This is a genomic window from Pseudonocardia ailaonensis, from assembly GCF_039531635.1.
In the GTDB taxonomy this organism is placed as follows: domain Bacteria; phylum Actinomycetota; class Actinomycetes; order Mycobacteriales; family Pseudonocardiaceae; genus Pseudonocardia; species Pseudonocardia ailaonensis.
Genome location: NZ_BAAAQK010000025.1, coordinates 43,364 through 66,599, shown reverse-complemented (window position 1 = coordinate 66,599; position 23,236 = coordinate 43,364). Strand labels below are relative to the sequence as shown.

General features: G+C 74.0%; 21 protein-coding genes, 1 tRNA gene and 1 pseudogene. 7 read left to right on the top strand and 16 right to left on the bottom strand.

Annotation, left to right across the window (positions count from 1 at the left end):
* The first annotated feature begins 15 nt into the window (after positions 1-15).
* Together ABD324_RS29460 and ABD324_RS29455 are read left to right on the top strand one after the other, a co-directional pair.
* Entirely contained in the window at positions 16-456 is a 441-nt protein-coding gene (locus ABD324_RS29460) for a DUF1707 SHOCT-like domain-containing protein (protein WP_344424402.1), read from the top strand.
* A gap of 116 nt (positions 457-572) precedes the next feature.
* The gene (locus ABD324_RS29455) at positions 573-1,541 is read left to right on the top strand and encodes an IS481 family transposase (protein ID WP_344424399.1); all 969 of its coding nucleotides are present in this window, start codon (positions 573-575) and stop codon (positions 1,539-1,541) included.
* Here ABD324_RS29455 and ABD324_RS29450 read toward each other — a convergent pair.
* Both ABD324_RS29450 and ABD324_RS29445 read right to left on the bottom strand, forming a co-directional pair.
* A complete protein-coding gene (locus ABD324_RS29450; protein ID WP_344424396.1) occupies positions 1,538-2,125 on the bottom strand; it encodes a TetR/AcrR family transcriptional regulator in 588 nt (195 codons plus the stop codon). The genes ABD324_RS29455 and ABD324_RS29450 overlap by 4 nt on opposite strands.
* 61 nt (positions 2,126-2,186) lie before the next feature.
* The gene (locus ABD324_RS29445; protein ID WP_344424393.1) at positions 2,187-3,140 is read right to left on the bottom strand and encodes an NAD(P)-dependent alcohol dehydrogenase; all 954 of its coding nucleotides are present in this window, start codon (positions 3,138-3,140) and stop codon (positions 2,187-2,189) included.
* Between the two features lie 69 nt (positions 3,141-3,209).
* Here ABD324_RS29445 and ABD324_RS29440 point away from each other — a divergent pair, with 69 nt between their 5' ends.
* Entirely contained in the window at positions 3,210-3,842 is a 633-nt protein-coding gene (locus ABD324_RS29440; RefSeq protein WP_344424391.1) for a TetR/AcrR family transcriptional regulator C-terminal domain-containing protein, read from the top strand.
* Between the two features lie 14 nt (positions 3,843-3,856).
* Here the strand turns inward: ABD324_RS29440 and ABD324_RS29435 are convergent, their stop codons facing one another.
* Both ABD324_RS29435 and ABD324_RS29430 read right to left on the bottom strand, forming a co-directional pair.
* Complete coding sequence (locus tag ABD324_RS29435) at positions 3,857-4,861, bottom strand: hypothetical protein (protein ID WP_344424388.1); 1,005 nt, start codon at positions 4,859-4,861, stop codon at positions 3,857-3,859.
* Positions 4,862-5,053: 192 nt separating this feature from the next.
* Complete coding sequence (locus ABD324_RS29430; protein WP_344424386.1) at positions 5,054-5,683, bottom strand: TetR/AcrR family transcriptional regulator; 630 nt, start codon at positions 5,681-5,683, stop codon at positions 5,054-5,056.
* A gap of 52 nt (positions 5,684-5,735) precedes the next feature.
* Between ABD324_RS29430 and ABD324_RS29425 the strand changes: the two genes are divergently transcribed.
* Complete coding sequence (locus tag ABD324_RS29425; RefSeq protein WP_344424384.1) at positions 5,736-7,178, top strand: MFS transporter; 1,443 nt, start codon at positions 5,736-5,738, stop codon at positions 7,176-7,178.
* Positions 7,179-7,263: 85 nt separating this feature from the next.
* Positions 7,264-8,112, top strand: a complete 849-nt coding sequence (locus tag ABD324_RS29420) for an excalibur calcium-binding domain-containing protein (RefSeq protein ID WP_344424382.1) — start codon at positions 7,264-7,266, stop codon at positions 8,110-8,112.
* A gap of 47 nt (positions 8,113-8,159) precedes the next feature.
* Here the strand turns inward: ABD324_RS29420 and ABD324_RS29415 are convergent.
* Positions 8,160-8,233: transfer RNA gene (locus ABD324_RS29415), tRNA-Pro, on the bottom strand.
* Positions 8,234-8,270: 37 nt separating this feature from the next.
* Positions 8,271-9,206 (bottom strand): metallophosphoesterase, encoded by a 936-nt coding sequence (locus ABD324_RS29410; RefSeq protein WP_344424380.1) that lies wholly within the window; start codon positions 9,204-9,206, stop codon positions 8,271-8,273.
* A 46-nt stretch (positions 9,207-9,252) separates the two neighbouring features.
* Between ABD324_RS29410 and ABD324_RS29405 the strand changes: the two genes are divergently transcribed.
* Positions 9,253-9,717: a GatB/YqeY domain-containing protein gene (locus ABD324_RS29405; RefSeq protein WP_344424378.1), complete on the top strand. Its 465-nt coding sequence runs from the start codon at positions 9,253-9,255 to the stop codon at positions 9,715-9,717.
* A 48-nt stretch (positions 9,718-9,765) separates the two neighbouring features.
* On the opposite strand, the gene topA is transcribed toward ABD324_RS29405, so the two are convergent.
* From topA to ABD324_RS29380, 5 genes are all read right to left on the bottom strand, one after another.
* Entirely contained in the window at positions 9,766-12,504 is a 2,739-nt protein-coding gene (gene topA, locus ABD324_RS29400; protein WP_344425497.1) for a type I DNA topoisomerase, read from the bottom strand.
* Positions 12,505-12,907: 403 nt separating this feature from the next.
* Complete coding sequence (locus ABD324_RS29395) at positions 12,908-13,729, bottom strand: hypothetical protein (RefSeq protein WP_344424375.1); 822 nt, start codon at positions 13,727-13,729, stop codon at positions 12,908-12,910.
* A 73-nt stretch (positions 13,730-13,802) separates the two neighbouring features.
* Positions 13,803-14,453 (bottom strand): hypothetical protein, encoded by a 651-nt coding sequence (locus ABD324_RS29390; protein ID WP_344424372.1) that lies wholly within the window; start codon positions 14,451-14,453, stop codon positions 13,803-13,805.
* Between the two features lie 66 nt (positions 14,454-14,519).
* A complete protein-coding gene (locus tag ABD324_RS29385; protein WP_344424369.1) occupies positions 14,520-15,065 on the bottom strand; it encodes a hypothetical protein in 546 nt (181 codons plus the stop codon).
* Positions 15,066-15,202: 137 nt separating this feature from the next.
* Positions 15,203-17,485, bottom strand: a complete 2,283-nt coding sequence (locus ABD324_RS29380) for a sodium-translocating pyrophosphatase (protein ID WP_344424366.1) — start codon at positions 17,483-17,485, stop codon at positions 15,203-15,205.
* Between the two features lie 556 nt (positions 17,486-18,041).
* Here ABD324_RS29380 and ABD324_RS29375 point away from each other — a divergent pair.
* Entirely contained in the window at positions 18,042-20,291 is a 2,250-nt protein-coding gene (locus tag ABD324_RS29375) for a DEAD/DEAH box helicase (protein WP_344425494.1), read from the top strand.
* A gap of 246 nt (positions 20,292-20,537) precedes the next feature.
* On the opposite strand, the pseudogene ABD324_RS29370 reads toward ABD324_RS29375, so the two are convergent.
* From ABD324_RS29370 to ABD324_RS29350, 5 genes and pseudogenes are all read right to left on the bottom strand, one after another.
* Positions 20,538-20,882, bottom strand: a pseudogene (locus ABD324_RS29370) (Rv3654c family TadE-like protein); the annotation flags it as partial.
* A complete protein-coding gene (locus ABD324_RS29365) occupies positions 20,879-21,232 on the bottom strand; it encodes a TadE family type IV pilus minor pilin (RefSeq protein ID WP_344424363.1) in 354 nt (117 codons plus the stop codon). The pseudogene ABD324_RS29370 and the gene ABD324_RS29365, both read right to left, overlap by 4 nt.
* Positions 21,232-21,546, bottom strand: coding sequence for a DUF4244 domain-containing protein (locus tag ABD324_RS29360; protein ID WP_344424360.1), 315 nt, complete (start codon positions 21,544-21,546; stop codon positions 21,232-21,234). Before ABD324_RS29360 ends, ABD324_RS29365 begins: the two co-directional genes overlap by 1 nt.
* A 94-nt stretch (positions 21,547-21,640) precedes the next feature.
* Entirely contained in the window at positions 21,641-22,384 is a 744-nt protein-coding gene (locus tag ABD324_RS29355; protein ID WP_344424357.1) for a type II secretion system F family protein, read from the bottom strand.
* On the bottom strand, positions 22,381-23,172 hold the full coding sequence (locus ABD324_RS29350) for a type II secretion system F family protein (protein WP_344424354.1): 792 nt from the start codon (positions 23,170-23,172) through the stop codon (positions 22,381-22,383). Before ABD324_RS29350 ends, ABD324_RS29355 begins: the two co-directional genes overlap by 4 nt.
* Positions 23,173-23,236 lie beyond the last annotated feature (64 nt).

Here is a 23,236-nt window from a genome sequence, read left to right as displayed (position 1 = left end):
TGGGACGATGAGCGGGTGAACGAGCCGGTGCGTCCCCAGGACATGAGGGTCTCCGACGCCGACCGCACCGTGGTCGGGCGCCATCTGCAGTGGGCCCAGGGCGAGGGCCTGCTGGATCTCGACGAGTTCGACGAGCGCTCGAGACAGCTGTGGGCGGCGAAGACCCGCGGCGATCTCGCGCACCTGGTCCGGGACCTGCCCGAGCGCCGGGCCACCACCCCCGCGCCCGTCGCGAGGCAACGGCCGGGCGTCTTCTCGGACACCGGCGGCGGCACCGCGATGAAGGTGCTGACGATCATCTTCACATCGATCATGGTGCTCAACGTGGTGATCTGGGGGCTCGTCTCGGTCACCAACGGGGAGTCGGTCTACCCCTGGTTCGTGTGGAACCTGCTGCCGCTCGTGGTGCTCGGCGTCCTCTACTCCTTCGGTATCGGACGCCCGAGGCGCGACTAGCTGTACTGCCCACGGAGGTTGAGTACGGCGACACGGGCGGGATGATCTTGATGTAGGTGAGGGCCTCCAGGTCCGGTGTGGATTGCGACATCTACCCCGTGACCTGGAAGGCCCTCATGACCCACCGTAACGCCCCGCTGTCTGAGACCGGCCGGCTGCGCCTGGCCCTGTGCGTCGTGGTCGACAAATGGTCGCTACGCGCGGCCGCTGACAGGTTCCAGGTCTCGGTGTCCACGGCCAAACGCTGGGCCGACCGCTACCGGCTCCACGGTAAGGCCGGCATGACCGACCGCTCCAGCCGCCCGCACCACAGCCCGCGCCGGACCCCGACCCGGATCGAGCGACGCATCATCAAGGTCCGCGTCATCAGACGCTGGGGCCCGGCCCGGATCGCGAGCCTGCTGCGGCTGGCCGCCTCGACCGTGCACGCGGTGCTGCGCCGCTATCGGATGGCGCACCTGGCCGAGCTCGACCGCGCCACCGGCGCCATGATCCGCAAGACGGTGCGCCGCTACGAACACCCCGCCCCGGGCGACCTGGTCCACGTCGACATCAAGAAACTCGGCAACATCCCCGACGGCGGCGGGCACCGCGTCCTGGGCCGCGCCGCCGGACGCCGTGACCGCCGACGCGGCGTCGGCTACGCCTACCTGCACAACGCCGTCGATGACCACTCCCGACTGGCCTACACCGAGATCCACGCCGACGAGCAGGCCATCACCGCGGTCGGGTTCTGGGCCCGAGCCCAGGCCTACTTCGACTCCTGCGGCATCGCGGTGCGTCGGGTGCTGACCGATAACGGCTCCTGCTACCGCTCTCACGTCTGGCGCGACGCCCTGACCAGCGCTGATGTCGTCCACAAACGCACCCGGCCCTACCGCCCGCAAACTAACGGGAAGGTGGAGCGGTTCAACCGCACCCTGCTCGAGGAGTGGGCATACGCCCGGCCCTACCAGCGTGAGAGCGACCGCCGAGCTGATCTACCCGGGTGGCTGCACTTCTACAATCACCACCGCAGACACACCGGCATCGGCGGCCACCCACCCGCCAGCCGCGTTCCCAACCTCTCAGGGCAGTACAACTAGCGGACGAGCTCGGGGGAGTTGACGAGCATCCCCAGGGCCTCGGCGATCTCCGGGCCGGTCGGTGCGTTCTCGGGGTCGACGGTCCACTGGACCATCAGCCCGGTGAGCAGTGCCTGGTAGAGCCCGCCGAGCACGCGGGTGCGGTGGTCGGCCTCGGCCGGGTCCTCCGGCAGCGCGTGGAACATCGAGGCCAGCTCCTCGCGCATCTCGTGCTGCGCGCCGACCAGGGCCTCCTGCAGGCGGGGCGAGCGGGCCGCCTCGGCCAGGGACTCGACGTAGGTCACCCAGGTCTTCCGGTCGGTGTCGTGGAGGTCGACGATCGCCCGCCAGGTCTGCTCGACCCGCTCCTGCGGCGATCCCGCCGGATCCACCCGCGCCAGCGCGCCGTCGAGCGTGTCCGCCCATTTGCCCGTGGCCCGCACGGCGGCCTCGGTGAGCAGTGCCTCCTTGGACCCGAAGTGGTACCCGATCGAGGCGAGGTTGGTGCCGGACACCGCGACGACGTCCCGAGCCGTGGTCCGGCCGAAACCCTTCTGGTACAGGCAATCCGCCGCGCCGTCGAGAAGGTCCTCGCGATGTCCCATGACGGACCACCCTATCGACGATCGGAACGCCCGTATGGGACGGGTGTATGGACGGTGACGCTCAGGGAACGAGGACGACCTTTCCCCGGGTCGCGCCCGCCACCATCCGGCGCATCGCCTCGGGGAGCTCGTCGAGCGGCAGCGTCTCGCCGACCACGGCCCGGATCGTCCCCGCCTCGGCGAGGGCGAACAGTTCGCGCAGGTCGGCGGCGTTCTCCGAGGAGACGAAGCTGCGCAGCCGGCGCCGCACGACCGGGCTCAGCAGCAGCGCGCGCAGCTGCCGGTCCGTGCCGCCGAGGAGCCGACCGCCGGGCTCCGAGCCGATGATCACGAGCGTTCCGCGGGGGGTGAGGAGCGGGAGGAGCCGGCGCAGCGGGCGGTGGCCGCCGGCGTCGAGCACCGCGTCGTAGACGCCGGTCAGGGGCCGGGTGTGGTCCATCGGCTCGGCCCCGAGCTCCCGCACGAGATCGAGCTTGCCCGGGCTCGCCGTGCCGGTGACGTGGGCGCCGCGGGCCTTCGCGATCTGCACCGCGAGGCTCCCGACACCGCCGGACGCCCCGATCACCAGCACCCGCTGCCCGGGCTCGACGCGGGCCTGGTCGCGCACCGCCTGCAGCGCGGTCAGGCCCGAGATCGGCAGGGCGGCGAGGTCCACGGGACCGAGCCCGGCCGGTGCGGGGGCGATCCGGTCCACCCGGGCCCTGGCCAGCTCGGCGAAGCAACCCTCGCCGACTCCCGCCACCTCGTCGCCCGGCGCGAGGCCGGTGACGCCGGCGCCGATCGCCTCGACCCGTCCGGCGAACTCCCGGCCGCGGACGGGCTCCTTCGGCGCGCGCAGGCCGAAGGCGGGGCGCACGAGCAGGGGCAGCCCGGCCATCAGGTGCCACGCACCCCGGTCGAGCCCGGCGGCGTGCACGTGGACCACGACCTCGCCCTCGCCCGGCTCCGGTTTCTCGATCTCCGCGGGGCGGAGCACCGAGGCGTCCCCGTAGCGGTCCTGCACGATCGCGCGCATGTCGTCTCCCTTACGCTGTAAGTACGGCCAGGATGGCCTGACAACGTAAGGCTGGTCAAGGAGGTTCCCGTGGCGCTCGGTCGCGCGCAGATCTTCGGGGTCGCGGTCGCCCTGGCGGACGCGCACGGGCTCGCGGCGGTGACGATGCGGCGGCTCGGCGCGGAGCTGGGGGTGGAGGCGATGTCGCTCTACCACCACGTCGCGAACAAGAACGCGCTGCTCGACGGCATGGTCGACGCCGTCTTCACCGAGATCGCGCTGCCCGCGGGGCCGGACTGGCGGGCGGCACTCACCCGCCGCTACGGCTCGGCGCGGGAGGTGCTCGTGCGGCACCCGTGGTCCATCGGGCTGATGGAGTCCCGCTCCTCACCGGGCCCGGCGACGCTGCGGCACCACGACGCCGTGCTCGGCTGCCTGTTCGGCGCGGGCTTCCCCGTGCCGCTCGCGGCGAGCGCCTTCGCGATCCTGGACAGCTATCTCTACGGCTTCGCGCTGCAGGAGGCGAGCCTGCCGTTCAGCCCCGGCGCGGAGACGACGGCGGTCGCCGAGTCGATCATGTCGAGCTTCGCCGACGGCGAGTTCCCGCACCTCACCCGGCTCGGTCGCGAGCACGTGATGCAGCCCGGGTACGCGTTCGGCGCTGAGTTCGACCTCGGGCTGACGATGCTGCTGGACGGGTTCGAGGCGGCTCTGGGTGCGTGAGCCGCCGCCCGGTGTCAGCGCTTGACGATCGCCGACGCGATACCGATCACGCCGCCCACCACCAGGACGTAGAGGCCGGGACCGACCGACACGGCGTCGGAGAACTCGCCCGCGTCGGACACGCCCTGGCTGTACCCGATGAACGCCAGCCCGGCGATCGCCGCAGCGACCGCGCCGAACACACCGGCGGCGATCCGCAGTGCCAGTGCCGCCTGCGGCAGGAAGAAGCGCAGCCCCGCCACGATCAGCAGCAGGATGCCGGCGACCAGGGCGAAGACGCCGTGGTCGACGTCCAGGCCGTTGAAGGAGAGACCCCCGAGGAACGGGACCTTCGCGGAGACCCAGGGCAGGAAGGTGCCGCCTACGGCGAGCACACCCGCGACGGCGGTCAGGATCGTGCCGATCGGGAGGCCGGTGGCCTTCGGCGCCGTCGGGGTCCAGGTCTGCTGCGCCGCGAACTGCGGGGCGCCGTTCTGCTGCGGGTACTGCTGGCCGCCGTACTGGGGTGCGCCCCACTGCTGCTGGTTCTGCTGGGGGTACTGGTTCTGCTGCTGGGCGGCCCACTGCTGCTGCTCGGGGGTCCAGCCGGGCTGGGCCTGGTGCTGCCCGGAGTTCCAGGCCTGCTGCTGGCCCTGCTGGGCGGCGGGCCACTGCTGCGGGTTCTGCTGCTGGTGGTTCTGCTGGGGCCATTCCTGCTGGGCGGGCTGGGCCTGCTGCGCGGGCCACTGCTGTTGGGCGTCCTGCTGAGCCGGCCACTGCTGCTGGTGGTCCTGCTGCGCGGGCCACTGCTGCTGGGCGTTCTGCTGCGCCGGCCACTGCTGCTGGCCGGGCTGCTGGGCGGCCCACGGCTGCCCGCCCTGGGCCGGCCACTGCTGCTGCTCGGCCGACCACTGCTGCTGCACCGGCTGGCCCGTCTGCGGGTCGTAGCCCCACTGCTGCTGTGGCGCGCCCTGCTGCGCCTGCCACTGCCCGTCCTGGGGTCGGTTGCCCTCCGCGTACGGGTCCTGACCTGTCGTCATCGGGTGCCTCCCGGCTCGGGGAAGAGCCTCGGCGCCTTCCGTCGTCCAACTCTCGGTTCGGGACGGTCCGTCCGTTACCGCAGCTGATACTCGCCGATCGGACACCCCGGCGCCAGGGTGTCCGCCCCACTCTCTGCGCAGCTCAACCCCGGTCGCGAGTGGGGATCGCCCCCGGTCGGGCGCCCGGCGGACTCACACGGACCCCGTGCCCTCGGCCCGCCGCTCGATTCCCGTCCGGGTGAGGGCGTCGAACAGGACCTCGAAGCGGGCGCGGTGGTCCGCCACCACCGTGGTCGGCGCCTCCCCGGCGACGATCCGGCGCGCGGTCTCCACCGTCACCGTGGCGTAGCCGGCGAGGAAGAGGGCGGCGAGCAGCGGCCCGTCGCCGTCGAACCCGGGATCGTCCCGGAGCTCCTCGGAGAGGGTCCGCTGCAGGTCCGCCGCGATCTCCCGGGCCCGCGCGATCAGGGCAGGCGAGGCCGCGACCGTCCGGAAGAAGGGGAGCGACCGCTCGTCGACGCCGGAGAGCGGGTGTCGTTCCTCGACCAGCCGGAGCGTGGTGGCGCGCAGGGAGCCCAGGACGTCGCCGGTCCGGTCCCGCACCGCGGCGCGCAGCAAGTCGACGGCCTCGTCGGAGCGGTCGAGGAAGAGATCCTCCTTGCGCGGGAAGTGCTTGAACACGGTCACGCTCGAGACGCCGGCCTCCCGGGCGACCTCGGCGACCGTCACCTCGTCGAACCCGCGGACGAGGAACAGCGCGGCCGCCGCCTCCGCGATCCGCGCCCGCGTCTGCGGTCCTCCTCGTGCACCCGTCCGGGGCATCCGTCCCTCCGTTCCCCTTGTGTCACTAAGTTTAGTCGATTAACTTAGAGACATGCTCACCGAACCCCGATCCTTGCGCGAGGCGTGGATCGCCCTGGCAGGGCTCTCCGCGGTGTTCCTCTTCGAGATGCTCGACAACTCCATCCTCAACGTCGCACTGCCCACCATCGGCCGCGAGCTGCACGCCTCGACCACCGGCCTGCAGTGGGTCACCGGCGCCTACTCCGTGGTGTTCGGGGGCCTGATGCTGGCCTTCGGTGCGCTCGCCGACCGCGCCGGCCGGCGGCGGATCATGCTGGTCGGCCTGGTCTTGCTGGGCGCGGCGAGCCTGGCGACGGCGTTCGTCACCACCGCCGAGCAGCTCGTCGCGGTGCGGGTGGCGATGGGCGTCGCCGCCGCGATGACGACCCCGGGCTCCATGGCGCTGGCCTTCCGGCTGTTCACCGAGGACGGCCTGCGCGTGCGGGCGATCAACGTCATCTCGACGGTGGGCCTGGTCGGGCTCGCCATCGGCCCGACGGCCGGCGGCCTCGTGCTGGCGGTCGCGCCCTGGCAGGTCCTGCTGCTGGTCAACGTGCCGATCGCCGCGCTCGCGTTCGTCGGCGTCCGGTTCGGGGTGGCCGCGGACGACCCGGCCGGCCTGCACCGCGACCCGGTCGACGTCGCCGGGGCGGTGCTGGGCACGGCGACGATCCTCCTCGCGCTGGTCGCGCCCACGCTGTTCGTGAACGAGGGCGCCGGCAGCTGGGCACCGTGGACGGCGACCGCCGCGGCCGGGCTGGCCGGGGCCCTCTTCGTCGTGCGGGAGCGGACGGCCCGCCATCCCCTGCTCGACCTGGCGCTCGTCGCCCGCCCGCTCGTCTCCAGCGGGCTGGCGTTCAAGGCCGCGGCCGGCCTGGCCATCGCCTCGCTCGGCTATCTGGTCACCCTGCAGCTGCAGCTCGACTGGGGATGGCCGCCGGCGCTCGCCTCCCTCGGGATGCTGCCGCAGGTCGTGGTGCTCGTCGCCGGCGGCGCGGTCGTCACGCCGTTGGTGAAGCGGGTCGGCCTGGAGAAGGCGGCCTGGCTCAGCTCGTGCGCGGTGGTCGCAGGCCTCGCCGTCTACGGCCTGTTCGGTCGCCTCGGCTACGTGTGGATCGCGCTCGCGCTCGTCCTGGTCGCGGCCGGGCTGCGGGTGGTCGGCGTGGTCGCCGGGACGAACGTGCTCCGCGGCCTGCCGGAGAACCGGACGACGATCGGCGCCGCCCTCGTCGACACGGCCGGCGAGGTCACCACGGGTATCGGCATCGCCGCCACCGGCACGGTCCTCGCCGTGCTGTTCACCGGCAGCATCGCGACCTCGGACTGGAGCCCGCAGCAGACCGGGGAGTTCCGCGAGGCGATCACGATCTCGGGCCTCGGGCTCACGGTCGTCGCGGGCCTGATCGTGGCCTGGGCGATCCTGCGCTCCCGCCGCGCGCCGGTCGCCGCCCGAGGGGTTGCTCCCCAGGACTGATGACGTGCCGTAATGGGTCGCTCACGCTTCCCGATGGGCTGTTCGGAGGTGCGCCGCACCCCGAGAGCACCAGGAGAGGCACCCGATGACCAGCACGCAGCCGTGGACCCCGCCCGCGCCGACCGGCCCGGACCGCGCCGGCAACCCGCAGGCCACGGCCGGGTTCGTGCTCGGCCTGATCGGGCTGGCGGCCGGCTGGGTGCCGATCCTCGGGCTGGTCGTGACCGTGCCCGCGCTGCTCCTGTCCCGGGCCGGACGGGCGCGGTTCCGGACCGGCCGGGCGGCCACCGCCGGTCGCAGCGGGGCCGGTCTGGTGCTGGGGATGATCGGCACCGTGCTCTGCGTGGTGATGAGCGTCGTCGGGATCGTCAGTGCGGCCGGCGCGCCCGCACCGGTCGTCGTGCCTGCCGCGGCGCCGGTCGTGGCTCCCGTCGTGGCTCAGCCCGCGCCGGTGCTGCTGGCCGTGCCGAACGTCGTCGGGATGACCGATGCGCAGGCCCGGCAGGCCCTCACCGCCGCCGGCTTCACGGTGGTGACGCTCGGCCCGTCGACCGGCTCGGTGGCGGGCGTCGCGGCCGGCACGGTGACCACCCAGCTGCCGCCCGCCGGGGCGCGGGCCTCGGCGACCGACCCGATCGTGCTGGGTGAGGCCGACGCCCCACCCGTCGCGGTCATCGCCCCGGCGCCCGCCGCCGTGGCCGAGCCGGCGGCCCCCGTCGCGCCGCGCCCGCTGGTCTCCGCCCCGCAGACCCGGGTCGCCGCTCCCGCCGCCCCGGTGCGAGAGGCCACCCCGGAGGCTCCGGCGGCGTCGAGCGCCTACTACGCCAACTGCACCGCCGCGAAGAACGCGGGCGCCGCCCCGCTGCACGTCGGCGACCCGGGCTACCGCAAGGCCCTCGACCGGGACGGCGACGGCGTGGCCTGCGAGACCTGATCCCGGGAACGACGAAGGCCCAGGTCTGCTGACCTGGGCCTTTGCTGTCGGGGTGACAGGATTTGAACCTGCGACCTCTTCGTCCCGAACGAAGCGCGCTACCAAGCTGCGCCACACCCCGAAGGCTCGACCGAACTTCCTGCGAGCCGTGGAGAACTCTACCTGACCGATTCCGCGGGCCGCGCGGGGGTTGCCCTCTCCGCGCGGGGGACCGCCGGGCGGGGCACCAGGGTCAGCAGGCTGGCCTCCGGCGGGCAGGCGAAGCGCACCGGGGCGTAGGGCGAGGTGCCCATGCCGGCGGACACGTGCAGCCAGGTGTGGGCGCCCCAGCGCGAGGCCCCGCGGGCCCGGGAGCGGTCGATCCCGCAGTTCGTGACGATCGCGCCGTACCCGGGCAGCCGCAGCTGCCCGCCGTGCGTGTGGCCGGCCAGCACGAGGTCGACGCCGTCCGTCGCCATGCCGTCGAGCACCCGGGGCTCCGGGGAGTGGGTCAGCCCGAGCCTCAGGTCGGCCGTCATCGGGCCGGAGACGCCGTCGTAGCGGTCCAGGGACAGGTGCGGGTCGTCGACGCCCACGACACCGATCCGGCGCCCGTCGACGTCGAGGAACAGGCGCTGGTGCGTGGCGTCCTGCCAGCCCCGCTCGACGAAGGCCGCGCGCAGGTCCCGCCAGGGCAGCGGCTCGCCGTGCGAACGCCGCTCGTCCTTGCGCAGGTAGCGGGCGGGGTTCTTCGGGGTGGGGCCGAAGTAGTCGTTGCTGCCGAACACGAACAGGCCCGGCTTCCCGAGCAGCGGGCCGAGTGCGGCGAGCACGCCGGGGACGGCCTTGGGGTGCGCGAGGTTGTCGCCGGTGTCGACCACGAGATCTGGGTCGAGGGACGCGAGCTCCGCGACCCAGCGCTTCTTGCTCTCCTGCCCGGGCATGAGGTGCAGGTCCGAGATGTGCAGGATCCTCAGCGGCCGGGTGTCCTCGGGCAGCACCGGCAGCGTGGCCTCGCGCAGCGTCCAGCGGCGGCGCTCGTATCCCGCCGCGTACGCGATCCCCGCGGCTCCGGTGGTGACGGCGCCGAGGGCCAGGCGAGCGAGGCTGTTCACGAATCCCAGGGTACGACGCGGGGGGCGTCGGCTAGCGTGCACGCCTGTGAGCACCCTGAAGGAGCAGCTGCGCAGCGACCTGACCGCGGCGATGAAGGCCCGTGACGAGCTGGTCAAGGCCACCCTGCGGCTGACCCTGACCGCGATCGGCACCGCCGAGGTCGCGGGCACGGAGCAGCGCGAGCTCTCCGACGACGAGGTGCTCGGCGTGATCCGCAAGGAGGCCAAGAAGCGCGCGGAGTCCGCCGAGGCGTTCAGCGCCGCGGGCCGCACCGAGATGGCCGCCCAGGAGACCGCCGAGGGCGAGATCCTGGCCCGCTACCTGCCCCGGCCCCTGACCGCCGACGAGCTCAGCGCCCTGGCGGCGAAGGCGGTCGCGGACTTCGAGGCGGAGACGGGCGAGAAGCCGGGCATGAAGCAGATGGGCCAGGTCATGAAGAAGGCCACGGCCGCCGCGGAGGGCCGGGCGGACGGCAAGGCCCTCTCCACCGCCGTCCGCGCCCTGCTCTGACCTCGTGAGTGGCGATAGTCGCCGGAGCGACTATCGCCACTCACAGGGTTACTTGGCGGGGGACTTGCGCTTGGAGACCGTGCGGGTGGTGGTCTTCGGGGGCGACTTGCGGGCCGGGGCCTTCTTCTTGACCGGGGCCTTGGCGCGGCGCTCCGCGAGGAGCTCGCTGGCCCGCTCGTCGGTGATCTCCTCGACGCTGTCGCCCTTGCGCAGGCTGGCGTTGGTCTCGCCGTCCGTCACGTAGGGGCCGAAGCGGCCGTCCTTGATCACCATCGGCTTGTCCGTGGCGGAGTCCTTGCCCAGCTCGCGCAGGGGCGGGGTGGCCGAGGCGGCGCGGCGGCCGCGCTGCTTGGGCTGCTTGTAGATCTCCAGCGCCTCGTCGAGCGTGACCGTGAACAGCTGCTCCTCGCCGGTGAGCGAGCGGGAGTCCGTGCCCTTCTTCAGGTACGGGCCGTAGCGGCCGTTCTGCGCGGTGATCTCGTCCCCGGACTCCGGGTCGTTGCCGACCAGGCGCGGGAGCGAGAGCAGCTTCAGCGCGTCGTCCAGGGTGACGGTCTCGACCGTCATGTCCTTGAACAGCGAGCCGGTGCGCGGCTTGGTCTTCGCCTTCTTCGCCGCGGCCGCCTCCTCCTCGGAGAGCAGCTCGGTGACGAACGGGCCGTAGCGGCCCTCCTTGGCGACGATCTCGTGCCCCGTCACCGGGTCCGTCCCCAGCGAGCGGCCCTCCTGGGGGACCGAGAACAGCTGCTCGGCGATCTCCTCGGTGAGCTCGTCCGGCGGGAGGTCCTCGGGCAGGTTGGCGCGCTGCGTCTTCGGCTTGCCCTCGGCGTCGACCTCGTCGGTCGGGCGCTCCATGTACGGGCCGTAGCGGCCGACGCGGACCACGGCCTCGCGGCCGTTCGAGTCGGTGAACAGCGGGATCGAGTTGATCGTGCGGGCGTCGATCTCCTCGAGGTTCACGCCCACGAGCTTCTTCAGCCCGCCGGCCTTCGCCACCGAGCCCTCGGCGCTGGCCCCGTCGCCGAAGTAGAAGCTGTTCAGCCAGGCGTTGCGGGTCAGGTTGCCGGACGAGATGGAGTCCAGCTCGTCCTCCATCGCGGCGGTGAAGTCGTAGTCCACGAGCCGCCCGAAGTGGTGCTCGAGCAGCCCGACGACCGAGAACGCCACCCACGAGGGGACGAGTGCTGCGCCCTTCTTCCAGACGTACCCGCGGTCCTGGATCGTCTTGATGATCGACGCGTACGTCGACGGCCGGCCGATCCCCAGCTCCTCGAGCTGCTTGACCAGGCTCGGCTCCGAGAACCGTGCCGGCGGGTTCGTGGTGTGGCCCTCGGGGGTGAGCGCCGCGGCGGTGAGCGCCTGGCCCTCGGTGAGGTTCGGCAGCCGGGACTCGGCGTCGTCCGCTTGGTCCGGCGACTCGTCCTCGACGGTCTCGACGTAGGCCTTCAGGAAGCCGGGGAACGTGATCGTCCGGCCGGAGCTGGCGAAGGTCACCTGCTCGCCGGTCGCCGCGGCCCCGTCGATCCGGATCGAGACGGTCGTGCCCCGCGCGTCGGCCATCTGGGAGGCGACGGTGCGCTGCCAGATCAGCTCGTAGAGGCGGAAGTCGTCCCCGTCGACCTCGCGGGCGACCTGCCCCGGCGTGCGGAACGTGTCGCCGGCGGGGCGGATGGCCTCGTGGGCCTCCTGGGCGTTCTTGACCTTGCGCGTGTACTGCCGCGGCGCCGACGGGACGTAGGAGTCCCCGTACAGCTCGCGGGCCTGCGCCCGGGCGGCCTGGATCGCGGACTCCGACAGCGTGGTCGAGTCCGTACGCATGTAGGTGATGTAGCCGTTCTCGTACAGCCGCTGGGCGCTGCGCATCGTGCGCTCCGAGGAGAAGCGCAGCTTGCGGCCGGCCTCCTGCTGCAGCGTCGACGTCATGAACGGCGCGTAGGGCTTGCGCGTGTACGGCTTCGAGTCGACCGAGGAGACGGTGAACGAGCTGTCCGCGAGGGCCTCGACCAGGCGCCGTGCCTCGGCCTCGTTGATCTCACGGACCTCGCTGCGGGACTTGAGCTTGCCGTCCGGCCCGTAGTCGCGGCCGGTCGCGACCCGCAGCCCGTCGACGGACTGCAGGCGGGAGCCGAACTGGCGCGGGGTCGCGTCCGCCCCGGCATCCATCGTCGCGGCGATGTCCCAGTAGCCCGCGGAGCGGAACGCCATGCGCTCCCGCTCGCGCTGCACGATCAGCCGCGTGGCCACCGACTGCACCCGGCCCGCCGACAGCCGCGGCATGACCTTCTTCCACAGCACGGGGGAGACCTCGTAGCCGTAGAGCCGGTCCAGGATCCGGCGGGTCTCCTGCGCGTCGACCAGGTCCTGGTCCAGCTCGCGGGTGTTCTCCGCGGCGGCGCGGATGGCCGTCTCCGTGATCTCGTGGAACACCATCCGGCGGACCGGGATCCGCGGGCGCAGCGTGTCCAGCAGGTGCCAGGCGATCGCCTCGCCCTCGCGGTCGGGGTCCGTCGCGAGGAGGAGCTCGTCGGCGTCCTTGAGCAGGTCCTTCAGCTCGGAGACCTTGGACCGCTTCTCCGGCGTGACCACGTAGAGCGGGTGGAACTCGTTGTCGACGTCCACACCCAGGCGGGCCCACGGCTCGCCCTTGTACTTGGCCGGGACGTCCGCCGCGCCGCGCGGCAGGTCCCGGATGTGGCCGACGCTCGACTCGACCACGTAGTCGTTGCCGAGGTAGGGCTGGATCTTCTTCGCCTTGGTCGGCGACTCGACGATCACCAGCCGGCGCACGCGCCCGCCGTTCGCGCTCGGGGTCGACGTGCCGTTGCGACGGCCACCTCCGGCCGCGCTCTTGCGGCGCGTCGGGGTACCGGCGGCCTCCTGCGGGGACTCCGAGGTCTCCGCGGGCTCGTCGGTCCCGGTGCTCGTCGTTCGGCTTGCCACGTTGGTCCTACTCCATCCCTCCGGCCACCTACCGGTACCGCACCGGTCGCAGCCGCATTCCGGTCCTCTCGTCCCGGGAGGGCACATCGGCCGTCATCTCACGGCCAACTGTGCCATTCCCGTCGGACCCGGGGCCGACAGTATTGCCCGCCGACCGTGCTCCGCCGCCACGTTCGCACATCGCCCACGGGTGTCGCATCTGTCACACGACAGGGTGCCCGTCGGACGAGTGGCGAGCGTAACCGGGTCGTCAACCCGCGGATCGGCCCCAGTGCCTGGGCCATTCGGCCGGATCGACGCCGTCGGGTGCCGGACCCACGAGCTCCACCAGACGATGCATCCGCCGGGCCCCGGACAGGCGCAACGCCGGCCCCGCGGCCGGGCATTCCCGCGGGTCGGGAGGGGCGAGGGCCAGATGATGGGGACGACAGGTGGTGACGACGGCGGGTTCCCCCACGGCCGTCTCCCGGCCGTCCGCGTGGTCGGTGGGGTCGGTGGGGTCGGACTCCGCCCGGTCGGTCAGGTCGATGCGGCGGCCCGGCGGGGGTTCGGGTCCGGCGCGTTCGAGGTCGGCCCGGGCACGGCAGGCCGGGCAGGCGGGCAGGCTGATCCGGGCCGGCGGGAGGCCCAGCCGGGTCGCGGCGGCGATCAGCGGTGCGTGCGTCTCCGGCGCCGCCGGATCCAGGGGCAGCAGGTAGCCGCCCCGCCCGTCCCCGCGGCCCGAGGCGACGGCCCACAGCCGCAGCGCGGTGCCGTCGAGCTGGAACCCCTCGGGGACCGCCTTGCGGCGCGCCTCGGTCCACGTCAGGGCCAGGGAGGCCAGGTCCCGTCGGTATGCCGTGCGCAGCTCGCGGCCCGCGCAGGTGCGCGCGCCCGGCTCGAACGTGATCCCGAAGGGTGCCGCGGCGCCCCGGACGGCGGCCGCGCGCGCCGCGTCCGCCACGTCCACGCTGATCCGCGCCGTCAGGCCCTCGCCGAACCGCAGGATCCGGCCCGGCCCGCAGAGCAGCCCGGCGAGGTCGCCGAGCCGGGGCGGCCGGGCGTCCGCGGAGAACAGCGAGAGCTGGGGCACACCGCGCACGATAGAACATGCGTTCGATCGGAGGCGAGAGGGCGCGCCCGATCGGGCGCGGGCCGGACTCTCCCTAGCGGGGCGGCGTGGCGGCCGGGGGAGCGGTGCTCTGGGCGGGCTGGGCGAGCGCGGCGAGCTTGGTGCAGTTGCCGGCCTGCTGGGCGGCCTTGTCCAGGCGCGGCGAGGTCTTCAGGTCGCCGAGGGTGTCCGGCGCTGTGACCTGCTGCAGGCTCTTCTGCGTGTCGTCGAGCGCGGCCTGGAAGCCCTGCACGTTCGCCGGGTCGGCGGCGTCGACCTTCGCCTTCGCCCCACCGATGTCGCCCTGGAGCTTCTCCAGGCCCGCGGTGACCCGGGCGACCGTGTCGTCCCCGCCGCCGACCGGCGAGGCGCCCACCTTCGCGAGCTGGTCCCGGCTCTGCTGCAGGCCGGTCTGGCTCGCCGAGAGGTAGTCCGAGAGGCGCTGCTTGATGGCCGGCAGGTCGGCGCCGTCGAACTGGGGCTGCGCGAGCACCGGGGTGGTGTAGGTCAGGACGGCGCCGCACACCTTGTCGACCCACGCGACGGGATCGGCGCCCCGGCCCTGGGTGGGCTGCGGGGCGGGGTCGGCTGCGGCAGCGCCCTGGACGACCGTGGCGCAGCCGCTGAGCAGCAGGACACCGCCCAGGGCGGACGCCGCGAGGGCCTGACGGAGGGGACGGGACGCGCGCTGGATCGGACGAGGCACGGGGGAGCCTCCTGGTGAAGCGGGGTGGGACCCGGGGAGCGGATGCGTTCGACAGTACGTGAGGGGTCAGCGGCCTCCGGTGGCACCGGTGCCGAGCGTGCTGAGGTTCTGGCAGGCAGGGGCCTTGCCGGCCGCGTCCGTGACCGCGGGATCGAGGCCGGCGAGAGGGTCCTGGGTGGTGTCCTGCAGGGCCAGCACGGGGGCCACCGCGTTCTTCAGCCGGTCGGCGAGGCCGGACCCGCGCAGGTCCAGCGCGTCGACCTGGCTCTTGGCCTGCTGGAACGCGGTGCGGTAGCCGCCGAGCTGACTGCGGAACCGGGTGACGGCCTGGTCCCCGCCGGAGACCGGGGAGGCGCCGAGACGGTCGAGGTCGGCGAGCGCCTTGTCGAGCGCCGCCGCCGTGGTGCCGAGGTAGGTCGAGAGGCTGCGGGCCTGCGACGGGACGTCCGACGCGGCGGCCGGGCCGACGATCGCGGCCTCGCGGAAGCCGGCGTAGGAGGTGCACAGCCCGTTCGCCCAGTCGACGGTCTGCTGCTCGCTCGCGCCGCCGCACCCGGCGAGGAGCGCACCCACCGCCAGCACCGGCAGCACCCTGCGCCACCACGAGACCATGCTTCTCCTCCTGCTCCTGCCTGCGGAGGAACCGTAGCGAGACCCCCGGACACGACGGAGGCCGCCCGTCCGTGGTGCGGACGAGCGGCCTCCTGGGGCGGTCGAGAGGACCGGTCGGGATCGCCGACCGGCCCCGGTCAGCCGACGGTGGCGTCCGCCGGCGTCTCCTGGATCGACGAGGTGCGCCGCTTCGACACGACGACCGCCACCACGATGATCGCCAGCGCCACGAGCGAGATGGCGATGCGGATCGGGGCCGACGCGCTGTCGCCGACGCTGAACACGACGATGGCGGGCGCGATGAGCACCGAGACCAGGTTCATGACCTTGATCAGCGGGTTGATCGCCGGGCCCGCGGTGTCCTTGAACGGGTCGCCGACGGTGTCGCCGATGACCGTGGCCTCGTGGGCCGGGCTGCCCTTGCCGCCGTGGTTGCCGTCCTCGACCAGCTTCTTCGCGTTGTCCCAGGCGCCACCGGAGTTGGCGAGGAAGATCGCCATCAGGGTGCCGCTCGCGATCGCGCCCGCCAGGTAGCCGGCCAGCGGGCCGACGCCGAGGCCGAACCCGACCGCGATGGGCGCGAAGATCGCCAGCAGGCCGGGGGTGGCCAGCTCGCGCAGCGAGTCCCGGGTGCAGATGTCCACGACGCGGCCGTACTCGGGCCGCTCCGTGCCGTCCATGATCCCGGGCCGGGTGCGGAACTGTCGCCGGACCTCGTAGACGACGGCGCCGGCGGCGCGCGTCACGGCGTTGACCGCCAGGCCGGAGAACATGAACACGACGGCCGCGCCGATGATCACGCCGACGAGGGTGTTCGGGTTGAACACCTCGCTGGCGAACGCGGTGCCGGCGTTCGTCGCCTGGCCGGTGGCCTTCTGCAGGGCCTGACCGATGGCGTCGCGGTAGGAGCCGAAGAGCGCCGTCGCGGCGAGCACGGCGGTCGCGATCGCGATGCCCTTGGTGATGGCCTTCGTCGTGTTCCCGACCGCGTCGAGCTCGGTGAGGATCTCGACGCCGGGACCGTCGACGTCGCCCGACATCTCCGCGATGCCCTGCGCGTTGTCCGAGACCGGGCCGAAGGTGTCCATCGCGACGATGACGCCGACGGTGGTCAGCAGGCCGGTACCCGCCATGGCGACCGCGAACAGGGCCACCACGATCGAGCCGGACAGCAGGAACGCGCCGTAGACGGCCGCGCCGATGACGAGCGCGGTGTAGACGGCGGACTCGAAGCCGATCGAGATGCCCGACAGGATGACCGTCGCCGCACCGGTGAGCGAGGACTTGCCCACGTCCTGGACCGGCTTGTCCTCGGTGCCGGTGAAGTAGCCGGTGAGCCAGAGGATGACGCCGGCGAGCACGATGCCGATGACCACGGCGACCGACGCGATCAGGCGCGGGTCCCCGGGCAGGTTCCCGACCGTGGAGTTGGTCAGCCCGGCGAAGGTGCCCGGGAGGTAGACGTACGCGGCGACGATCGACAGCACCCCGGCGAAGACGGCCGAGATGTAGAAGCTGCGGTTGATCGCCTTGAGGCTGTTCTCGCCCACCCGGGCCCGGGTGGTGTAGACGCCCATGACGGCCGTGATCACGCCGATGGCCGGGATGATCAGCGGGAAGAGCAGGCCCTGCAGGCCGAACGCCGCGGAGCCGAGGATCAGCGCCGCGACGAGCGTGACGGCGTAGGACTCGAAGAGGTCCGCCGCCATGCCGGCGCAGTCACCGACGTTGTCGCCCACGTTGTCCGCGATGGTCGCGGCGTTGCGGGGGTCGTCCTCGGGGATGCCCTGCTCGACCTTGCCGACCAGGTCCGCGCCGACGTCCGCCGCCTTGGTGAAGATGCCGCCGCCGACACGCATGAACATCGCCAGCAGGGCCGCGCCGAAGCCGAAGCCCTCCAGGACCTTCGGGGCCTGACCGGCGTACACGAGCACGACGATCGCGGCGCCGAAGAGGCCCAGGCCGACCGTGAACATGCCGACCACGCCGCCGGTGCGGAACGCGATGCGGGTGGCCTTCTCGCGGCCGCCCTCCTCGCGCGCCGCCGCGGCGACCCGGATGTTCGCCCGGGTGGCGAGCCACATGCCGAGGTAGCCGATCGTCGCCGAGAAGACGGCGCCGATGATGAAGAAGATCGAGCGGCCGATCCGCTCGCCGATGTCGTCGGCCGGCAGCGCGAAGAGCAGCAGGAAGACGATCACCACGAAGACGCTGAGCGTGCGGAACTGGCGGCGGAGGTACGCCTGCGCGCCCTCCTGCACCGCGGCGCCGATCTCGCGCATCTTCTCGGTGCCCTCGCCGGCGGCGAGTACCTCTCGGAGCAGCATGTAGCCGATGGCCAGGGCCGCGAGTGCGACGACGGCCACCACCCCGACGACTACTTGATCCCCCACTCCGAGGCGGAGGGTCTCTGTGGGCATTCGTCCTCCAGTTGCATTGGGGCGCGCCGGGAGACCTTTCGGGCTGGGGCCGACGGCATCCCTGACGTCGAGCGCACACCCGCCGGAGGCCGACGGACACACGCAGTGCAGGGGATTGTGTCCGATGTCGCACCTGCGATCCACGCCACCCCGGTGCTCGGGGGAGGTAGGTGATCGAAAACACAGACAGGTCGGAGCCCGATCCGCAGGTGAGAGCGATGGTCGACACATCGCTCCCAGCGGCCGCCCCGCCCGCGCGAGCGGTCTCGTGGTGGTCCGGGCCGTGCCGCGGGAGTTGTCGGTGCGGTGTGCGAGCCTCGGAACCGTGCAGCGCGAACCGATCGGCGAGGGATCGGGTGCCGCCGTGCTCGTCGACGGGCCGGCGCCGCGCTCGGCCCGGGGGCTGGAGCTGCTCGGCCGGGTCCTGGCCGGTTCCGGGGTCGATCCGGACGTGCCGGTCCTCGAGCTGGGCGCGGACGGCGAGCTGCCGCCCGGGTTCGCCGAGGACGACGATCCGGGCCTCGACCCGGATCTCGCGGACCCGGTCGCCCCGGAGATGCCCCTGCGCCATGCCGTGCGACTGCCGCCGCGGGCCGGCCGGCCGGTGGACTGGCCCGGCTGGGCGCCCCCGGCGGTCGTCCGGTCGCTGCGGGCCGCCGGTGTCGAGCGACCCTGGAGCCATCAGGCCGAGGGCGCCGAGCATGCCCACGCCGGGCGGGACGTCGTGGTCGCCACCGGCACGGCGTCCGGGAAGTCGCTCGTCTACCAGCTGCCGGTGCTCGCCCGGCTCGACGCGGACCCGCGGGCCACGGCCCTCTACCTCTCGCCGACCAAGGCCCTCGCCGCGGACCAGCTCCGGTCGCTGCGCGCGCTCGACCTGCCCGGCGTCCGCCCCGCGCCCGTCGACGGCGACACTTCGATGGAGGAGCGGGACTGGGCGCGCCACCACTCCCGCTGGATCTTCAGCAACCCGGACATGCTGCACCGCTCGGTGCTGCCCTGGCACGCGCGCTGGGCGACCTTCCTGCGCCGGCTCGAGTACGTCGTGGTCGACGAGTGCCACACCTACCGCGGGGTGTTCGGCTCCCACGTCGCGCTGCTCCTGCGCCGGCTGCTGCGGGTGGCGCGCCGCTACGGGGCCGCGCCCACGGTCGTCCTCGCCTCGGCGACCGTGGCCCGCCCCGCCGAGTTCGCGTCGGCCCTGACCGGCCGCGAGGTCGTCGCCGTCACCGAGGACGGCTCGCCGAGCGCCGGGCGCACGGTCGCGCTCTGGGAGCCCCCGCTGCTGCCGGAGCTCACCGGGGAGAACGGGGCGCCCGTGCGCAGGCCCGCGTCCACGGAGTCCTCCCGGATGCTCGCCGATCTGGTGCTCGAGGGCGCGCGCAGCCTCGCGTTCGTGCGCTCGCGGCGCGGCGCGGAGACGACCGCCCTGAGCGCGCAGCGCCTGGTCGCCGAGATCGACCCGGATCTCGTCCCCCGCATCTCCGCCTACCGGGGCGGCTACCTCCCCGAGGAGCGGCGGGCCCTGGAGGCGGCCCTGATGAGGGGCGAGCTGCTGGGGGTCGCCACCACCAACGCGCTGGAGCTGGGCGTGGACATCGCGGGGCTGGACGCCGTGGTCGTCGCCGGCTTCCCGGGCACCCGGGCCTCGTTCTGGCAGCAGGCCGGACGGGCCGGCCGGGCGTCGGACGAGGCGCTGGTCGTCCTCGTGGCCCGGGACGATCCGATGGACACCTACCTCGTCCACCACCCGCGGGCGCTGATCGGCGCGCCGGTCGAGGCCTGCGTGCTCGACCCGTCGAACCCGTACGTCCTCGCGCCGCAGCTCGTGTGCGCCGCCGCCGAGCTGCCGCTGACCGCCGAGGACGTCGAGTCGACCTTCGGCGGGGCCGCCGCGGAGGAGGTCCTCGCCGAGCTGGTGGAGGACGGGGTGCTGCGCCGCCGGCCCGCCGGCTGGTTCTGGCCGAGCACCCGGGAGAAGCCCGCCGGCTCGGTCGACATCCGCGGTTCGGGACTCGGGCAGGTCGCGCTCGTGGAGGCCGGGACCGGCCGGATGCTCGGCACCGCCGACGGCGCCTCGGCGCCCGGCACCGCCCACCCGGGCGCGGTCTACCTGCACCGGGGCGAGAGCTACGTGGTCGACGAGCTGGATCTCGACGCCGGCGTCGCGCTCGTCCACGCGGAGGACCCGAACTGGCGCACGGACGCCCGCTCCACGTCGGACGTCGAGATCGTCGCGGTGCGGGAGCGCAGCGACCACGGCCCGGTGTCGGTCTTCTTCGGCGACGTGCGGGTGACCGGGCAGGTCGTCGCCTACCAGCGCCGGACCCCGGACGGCACGGTGCTCGACACCGTCCCGCTCGACATGCCCGCACAGACCCTCGAGACCCGGTCGGTCTGGTACACGATCGCCGACGACGTGCTGGCCGCCGCCGGGATCGAGCCGTCCCACGTGCCGGGCGCGCTGCACGCGGCGGAGCACGCCGCGATCGGGCTGCTCCCGCTCTTCGCGATCTGCGACCGCTGGGACATCGGCGGCCTCTCCACCGCCCTGCACCAGGACACTGGCCTGCCGACCGTCTTCGTGCACGACGGGCATCCGGGCGGCGCCGGCCTCGCGGAGCGGGGGCACGCGGTGCTGGAGCGCTGGCTCCGCGCCACCCGGCAGGCGATCCGGGACTGCGGCTGTCGCACGGGGTGTCCCTCCTGCGTGCAGTCGCCAAAGTGCGGCAACGGGAACGCGCCGCTCGACAAGGCGGGTGCGGTGCGGGTCCTGGACATCGTGATCGGGGCCCTGCGGGCCTGAGGGCCGGAGCCCCGGGGCCGGCGACCGTCGCCGATCGGTGCGCCCCCGACGACGAACGAGGACGCTGAGCAGGCCGGACGGGCGACCGAGCCGGCTGCGCGGGAGGAACGCGACGCCCGCCCCGCCGGCACCGTTCGCCGGACCGTCATCGTCGGGTCGTTCGCCCTGGTCCGCGGGCTGCCGCGCAGTCGCGTCCTCGGCAGCCGCCCGGTCCGTCGCGGCCGCGGCGGTGACCGGGCCGGCGTGGGCCCGGCCGCGGGCGGCGTCGGCGGAGAGCAGCGACCAGGATCGGTGCACCCGGACCTCGACCAGGGCGTTCCAGCCGTCGAGGGTGCAGCGCACCAGCTCCGCGGACATGCGGTCGGTGACGCGCCGCGCCGCCGCGCATCCACCGCTAGCCTCGCCGGGGGCGTCGAAGGGACGGCCGGCCGCGGCGAGGGCGGCGAGATCCGCCGCGGCCTCGGCGCGGTGCCGCGCGAGCGCGGCGCTGCCGAGATCCGTCAGGAGCGCGGTGCACGCGAGCAGGGCCACGGCGGCGATCGCCGCCCACACGGTCGCCGATCCCCGGTCGTCCGGGTGCCGGGTGGTCATGTCGCCGGTCCGGGATCGGCGACGCCGGGTTCGAGCAGGGCGGTGGCGACGCCGCTGATCGTGAGCGGGAACAGCGGGACGGGGGCGGCGGTGACCAGCCCGCGGACCTCGTCACCCTCGACGGAGAGGGCCAGGGTCGCGCCGGTGGGCGCCAGCGCGACCGCCGCAGCTCGCCCCCGCTCGGGTTCGCCGCGGGACGCCAGCCGCACCATCTCCCGGGCGGCGTCGCCGCAGCGGACCGCCGCGGCGACGCTCGCGAGGGCGCCGAGCGCGGCGAGCACGACGAGGGTCAGCACGCTGAGCGCGATCGCCGCCTCGACGGTGATCGCTCCGCGCTCGGCCTCGCGCATCAGAACGTGATGGACAGGGCGCGCTGCACGAGCCCGGTCAGTGCGGTCACCACGGAATCGCCGCTGACGACCGTGTACAGAACGGCGGCGAACGCCGCTGCGGCGAGCGTCCCGATCGCGTATTCGACAGTGGACATTCCGGAGTCCGTCCTCCGGATGCGGCGGAGCGCGGACCGGATGCGCTGCAGCACCTTCCGGCGGGCCCGGCGGAGCCGCGAGTCACGGGCGACGCCATCCGGGGCGCCGGTCGGAAAGCGGATGGATCGCGGCCGGAAATCGTCGCGAGAGGTGGCGGGGCGGGCGAGCGGGGACATGGACATGGCGTCTCCTCGAATCGGTGTGGGGGATGTCGGATGGGCGACGTTCACGGTCCGCGGGCGCGGTACGGGACCGTCCGGGTGGAGGGGCTCACCATCGGGCCAGGGCCTCCCCGGCCAGGCCGATCACCACCGGCGCGATCCCGAGGGCGAGGAAGGCCGGCAGGAAGCAGAGGCCGAGGGGTGCCGCGACCAGGACCGCGGCGCGTTCGGCCTTCGCCTCGGCGGCGTCGGAGAGGCCCGCCCGCAGCCGTGTCGCCTCGGCACGGGCGACCCGCGCCAGACCCGCGCCGGTGTCGGCGGAACGCAGGGCCGCGCGTCCGAACGCCTCCAGGCCGGGCACGGTGGCGACCGCCTGCCACGCCTCGCCGGGTGCCGATCCCAGCTCGAGCAGCCCTGCCGCGCGCCGCAGCCCGGCGCCGACCTCACCGTCGATCCGGATCGCGGCCGCCTCGGCCGCCGCCGTGACCGGCAGGCCGCAGTCGAGGCAGGTTGCCAGCAGCTCCCAGCCCGCGGCGAGCCCGCCGGGGTCCGTGGCCCGCGGGCGCGCGACCCGGCGGGCCGCCGTCACGAGGCCGGCACCGGTAGCTCCACCGAGCCCCAGCCCGACGATCACCGCACCCACGCCACCCCCGGTCCCGCCGGCGGCGACCCACCCCAGGAGCGCGACCGCGCTCCCGGCCACGACGAGCCACCGGCGTCGCAGCGCGGGCGGAGGGACGACCGCGGTGACCTCGCCCCCGATCAGGGACCGCAGGCGCGGTCGCCCGGGCGAGCCCACGAGCAGCAGTGCCCCGGCGAGAGCCGCCGCGGCGACCGACCAACCGCTGTTCATGACGACACCGGTCCTGCCGCGATCCGGTCCGCCCAGGCGAGGCCGGCCAGGAGCAGGGCGGTGCCGGCGAGCACCAGCACCTGGCCGAGCACGCCCTCGCGCAGGACCCCGATCGGGTCGGCGCCGAGCAGGTGGCCGAGGCCCAGGCCGAGCAGCGGCAGGAGCGCGAGGACGGTCGCTGTGGACCGGGGGCCGGCCATCCGGGCCCGGACCCGGCCCTCGAACGCCACCCGCCAGCGCAGGTCGGTGAGCGTTCCGGCCAGCAGCTGGGCCAGGGGTGCCCCGTGCCGGTCGGCGAGTGCCCAGGCCGCGGCGACCCGGCGCAGATCGGCCGACGCCGGCCCGGTCGTGCGGGCCAGGGCGGCCGGTACGTCGTCGCCGAGGCGGGCCGCCGCGGCTGCGGGGCCGAGGGCGAGGGCGGCGCGCGGCCCGTCCGAGCGCACCCCGTCCAGCGCCGCCGCCGGATGGGCACCCGCCCGCAGCTCCTCCACGATCCGGGCGAGGGAGTCGGCGAGCTCCGTGGAGGTCTCGGCTGTCCGGGCCCGCGTGGCCGCGCGCTCCCGCCGCCTCCACAGCACCGCCGCGGTGACCGCGCCCGCGACGGCACCGGCGATCCCGCACGCCAGCGCGCCGATCCCGAGCCCCACCACGATCACGCCGGTCCGGGCCGGCGGCAGCCGGACGACGCGCCGGGACGCCGCGGGCCCGAGCGCTCGAACCCGTTGCCGGGCAGGTGATCCGGGCGCACACAGCACCGCGGTCGCCAGCACCGCGAGGACGCCGCTCACGATGACCGTCCCGCGTCCGGGCGGGGTGTCCGGGGCAGCGGTGCGGTCGGGGAGTGGCCGCGCG

Excerpts from the sequence above, each read along its gene's own strand:
- ABD324_RS29455 (WP_344424399.1), top strand. The coding sequence starts at position 573 with ATGACCCACCGTAACGCCCCGCTGTCTGAGACCGGCCGGCTGCGCCTG.
- ABD324_RS29450 (WP_344424396.1), bottom strand. The coding sequence starts at position 2,125 with ATGGGACATCGCGAGGACCTTCTCGACGGCGCGGCGGATTGCCTGTAC.
- ABD324_RS29445 (WP_344424393.1), bottom strand. The coding sequence starts at position 3,140 with ATGCGCGCGATCGTGCAGGACCGCTACGGGGACGCCTCGGTGCTCCGC.
- ABD324_RS29435 (WP_344424388.1), bottom strand. The coding sequence starts at position 4,861 with ATGACGACAGGTCAGGACCCGTACGCGGAGGGCAACCGACCCCAGGAC.
- ABD324_RS29430 (WP_344424386.1), bottom strand. The coding sequence starts at position 5,683 with ATGCCCCGGACGGGTGCACGAGGAGGACCGCAGACGCGGGCGCGGATC.
- ABD324_RS29425 (WP_344424384.1), top strand. The coding sequence starts at position 5,736 with ATGCTCACCGAACCCCGATCCTTGCGCGAGGCGTGGATCGCCCTGGCA.
- ABD324_RS29420 (WP_344424382.1), top strand. The coding sequence starts at position 7,264 with ATGACCAGCACGCAGCCGTGGACCCCGCCCGCGCCGACCGGCCCGGAC.
- ABD324_RS29385 (WP_344424369.1), bottom strand. The coding sequence starts at position 15,065 with ATGGTCTCGTGGTGGCGCAGGGTGCTGCCGGTGCTGGCGGTGGGTGCG.
- ABD324_RS29380 (WP_344424366.1), bottom strand. The coding sequence starts at position 17,485 with ATGCCCACAGAGACCCTCCGCCTCGGAGTGGGGGATCAAGTAGTCGTC.
- ABD324_RS29375 (WP_344425494.1), top strand. The coding sequence starts at position 18,042 with ATGCCCCTGCGCCATGCCGTGCGACTGCCGCCGCGGGCCGGCCGGCCG.
- ABD324_RS29365 (WP_344424363.1), bottom strand. The coding sequence starts at position 21,232 with ATGCGCGAGGCCGAGCGCGGAGCGATCACCGTCGAGGCGGCGATCGCG.
- ABD324_RS29360 (WP_344424360.1), bottom strand. The coding sequence starts at position 21,546 with ATGTCCCCGCTCGCCCGCCCCGCCACCTCTCGCGACGATTTCCGGCCG.
- ABD324_RS29355 (WP_344424357.1), bottom strand. The coding sequence starts at position 22,384 with ATGAACAGCGGTTGGTCGGTCGCCGCGGCGGCTCTCGCCGGGGCACTG.